Source organism: Paraburkholderia sp. RL18-085-BIA-A, from assembly GCF_046027075.1.
GTDB lineage: Bacteria > Pseudomonadota > Gammaproteobacteria > Burkholderiales > Burkholderiaceae > Paraburkholderia.
The window spans coordinates 1-3,427 of sequence record NZ_JARESU010000317.1 but is presented as its reverse complement, the minus strand read 5'-3'; the positions used below and the strand labels follow the sequence as shown (position 1 = coordinate 3,427).

The 3,427-nt window shown below is 59.8% G+C and carries 3 protein-coding genes and 1 pseudogene; 2 read left to right on the top strand and 2 right to left on the bottom strand.

The window, feature by feature from the left end; all coding sequences use genetic code 11:
- Positions 1-82: pseudogene (locus P0D89_RS51735) on the top strand (IS6 family transposase); the annotation flags it as partial.
- 210 nt (positions 83-292) lie between these two features.
- Here the strand turns inward: P0D89_RS51735 and P0D89_RS51730 are convergent.
- Entirely contained in the window at positions 293-1,153 is an 861-nt protein-coding gene (locus tag P0D89_RS51730; RefSeq protein ID WP_408379433.1) for a pirin family protein, read from the bottom strand.
- 258 nt (positions 1,154-1,411) lie between these two features.
- A complete protein-coding gene (locus P0D89_RS51725; RefSeq protein ID WP_408379430.1) occupies positions 1,412-1,966 on the bottom strand; it encodes an isochorismatase family protein in 555 nt (184 codons plus the stop codon).
- 224 nt (positions 1,967-2,190) lie between these two features.
- Here P0D89_RS51725 and P0D89_RS51720 point away from each other — a divergent pair, with 224 nt between their 5' ends.
- Positions 2,191-3,168 (top strand): LysR substrate-binding domain-containing protein, encoded by a 978-nt coding sequence (locus P0D89_RS51720; protein WP_408370566.1) that lies wholly within the window; start codon positions 2,191-2,193, stop codon positions 3,166-3,168.
- Positions 3,169-3,427: the final 259 nt, after the last annotated feature.

The following is a 3,427-nucleotide window of genomic DNA, read 5'->3' as shown; positions in this document are numbered from 1 at the left end:
CTTTCCGGCGGGGATCATCAGCTGCGCGGTACGCTGGTACTATCGGTTCAACCTGAGCCTGCGCGACATCGAGGAGTTGCTGTTGATGCTCGTTAATTCTGCTAGTAACTTCAGGCGGAGAACCAAAAATTGAGCTCATGATTATTGAGTGCGGTTGCAATCATTGACCGTGCATTCTCTCTAACGAATTTTTCTCGTTGAAAGAATGCCCTGTGCTCCAAAACCTCTTGCCGCTTTGCCTATGTAATCCGACCGGAAAAAGGCCGCATGTCGAAACTCCGTGCGCCATCCGCTAAGTTGCGGAAACGTTGAATTTCCCTGCATGGAAATCCGCAAAGGCCTGATCAAGTTCATCCTGCGTATTCATGACGAACGGCCCGCGCGAAGCGATCGGCTCGTGAATTGGATCGGCATGGCCAAACAGAATGATGGAATCCTCCGTTGCCTCCAGCTCGACCACGTCACCGTCATCGTGCAGTTCTGCAAGATTGAACTGCGCAACTTGCCCACCATCGATGGCGATACTGCCGCGAACGACATACATAAAGACCTGCCGGCCCGCTACACCTGCGAATTTCACCCGACCACCGGCCGCCAGCCGGACGACGGACATGAACGTGTCAGTCAGGGACCGGATTGGGCCGCGGAAGCCCGACCATTCGCCGGAAACCAGTTGAATCCGACCGGTGCCATCCTGCGTGGGAATAGACGGAATAGCATCTTCCTGCACACCCACGTAACGTGGCGCGGTCATCTTCAGCGTGGCAGGAAGGTTGAGCCACAACTGGAGGATCTCCAGCTTCCCGCCTCGCTCCATGAAACCCCGTGGTGAAAGCTCGGCATGGACGAGGCCGCTCCCCGCGGTCATCCACTGCACGCCGCCCGCATCGATGATGCTTTCGTGGCCGCCGGTATCCGAGTGCGCAAGACTGCCTTCCAGCACAAATGTCACCGTCTCGAAACCCCGGTGCGGATGCGGACCGAACGGCAGGCCACCGTTATGAGGTGCGTAGACTTGCGGACCATGATGGTTAAGAAAAAGAAACGGATTCATTTCCGGTAAGTCGGGACCGGGCAACGGACGTCGCGTCGCCAGATCCCGGATGTCGTCACGGTAGGCGCGATGGATCGCCTTGAGTGTGCGGTTTGCCATGATGTGCTTCCTTGCGGCGCAGCCGGCGCTGACAGCCTGCCCCGCCTGTTGGTGATTCACGTGAAGGAGGGTGCCAAAGGCACCATGAAAAAGCCGTGGGCAGATCACGCGCATCGGGCTTGCTGCTCTCGCGGCAAGAGAACATCGTCGATGCGCGCGATCTGCGGCCACATCAGCGGGTGCCTTCCTGCAGGCCGAGGAGTTGCCATTCCCACTTCAGGCCGTGTCCGAAGCCACCGCCGCGCTTTTCGAACAGCTTCACCACCTGCTCGGCCGGTCCGCCCGGCTCCAGTCGCGTTGCACTTCGCTGACATAGCTGACCGTGGACAGCGGCCGTGCACCGGCCTGCACCATGCGTTGAACAGCGCGCTCGTGTGCTTCGACGCTGCTGGCGCCCGAGGCGTCAGTGACGATGTAGACCTCGAAGCCCGCTGCCAGCGCGGACAGCACGGGCATCGTCAGGCAAACCTCGGTCCACAGACCCGCCATCACCAACTTCTTCTTGTCCGTGTTCTTCACCCATTCGCGCACGCGCTCATCGTCCCAGGCGTTCAGGCCGAAGCGGTCGATGGGCTTTTGGTCCGGATGCACCGCCTGCAGTTCGGCAAACATCGCCTGGCGTTCCGCGAATGCCGTCGTGAACAGGGTGGGCACATTGAAGATCCTGGCGCCCTCGGCCAGGAAGGCCGCATTGTTCACGACCGTTTCGACGGAATGCGAACGGACGGTCAACAATTGCAGGTATTGATGGTCGATCAACATCACCGCGTGGTTGTCGGGAGTCAAAAGCGTGTCATCGGTATTCAGAGTCATGGTCACATTTAAAAGAGATGGAAAACATGCCTGTTGGCGCCCTTGCCTGCAGGTGTCGCAACCAGAACGACCCTTCGAGCCGCGCTGTCCGCTGTACGGCCCACCCGCTGCTCATCGGGCCTTGCCTGTTGCGATCTGGAATGAATATTAGATATAGGACGATTTGGCAGGTAGTACGCTATATTTGCCATCAGCGTTCTATTTGATGAACGATGAGAGCATCAATGCACGATCTGAATGACCTGTTTTTCTACGTCCAGGTGGTCGACAACGGCGGCTTCGCGCCGGCGGGACGAAAGCTGGGCATGCCGAAATCGAAACTGAGCCGGCGGATTGCACTGCTGGAGGAACGCCTCGGTGTGCGGCTCATACAGCGCTCAACGAGACACTTTGTTGTGACGGAGATCGGCCAGGACTACTATCGCCACTGCGTTGCGATGCTGGTTGAAGCCGAAGCAGCGCAGGCCGTGGTCGAGCGCTCCCGCTCCGAGCCTCGCGGCATTGTGCGTCTGAGTTGCCCCACGGCACTGGCCTCGCTTGGGGTGGGAGAAATGGTCGCCCGGTTCATGATGCAAAACCCCCATGTTCAGGTTCACATGGAGGTCGCCAACCGGCGCGTCGACGTCGTCAGTGAAGGACTCGACATCGCGTTGCGGGTGCGCTTCCCGCCGCTCGAAGACGCCGATCTGGTGATGAAGGTGCTCGGAGACAGTTCCCAGCGCCTGGTCGCACATCCCGCCTTGCAGGCGAGCGGTGCGCCCGATCCTTCGCCCGAAGAACTGGGACGTTTGCCGAGTCTCGATCTTGGACCTCCGATGCGCGAACACCGTTGGACCCTTGAAGGTGCTGACGGGAGCCGGCTCGAAATCAGCCATCAACCCCGGCTCGTCACGACCGATCTGGCCACCTTGCATCACGCCGCGCTACTCGGTGCCGGCATCGTGCAACTGCCAGAGATTCAGGTGAGGCAGGATCTGCTGCAGGGTCGTCTGGCGGAGGTACTTCCCGGCTGGTTGCCCCGCAGCGGCATCATCCACGCGGTATTCCCGTCGCGACGCGGACTGCTGCCGGCCGTGCGCCATTTGATTGACTTTCTTGCCACCGAGTTTGCTGCTCAAGCGGATGCCGAACGTCTCGCCCGGGAGGTGCAAATCCGCACGCACGAACGTAGCGTGTCCCGGCGCGCAAGGAAATCTACGTAGCTATCCCCCGCGACAAGCTGCGGCCAGGACCGTTGGATTTACGGATGGGCGTTTCAGGGCCATCGTTGATGGTGAACGGTCGAACAAGGTCGAGGCGCCAATCGATGTCGGGCACGGCTTGATGAAGATGCGACGATATGGTTTGGTATGCGAAGATGAAGGTATCAACGCGTCGAGCGCGATCGCGACGCTGGGCAGAGCGCCGACAATGCCACACAAGGCCCGGACGTGAGATCAGTTTCGGCAGTAGTGCCACAGG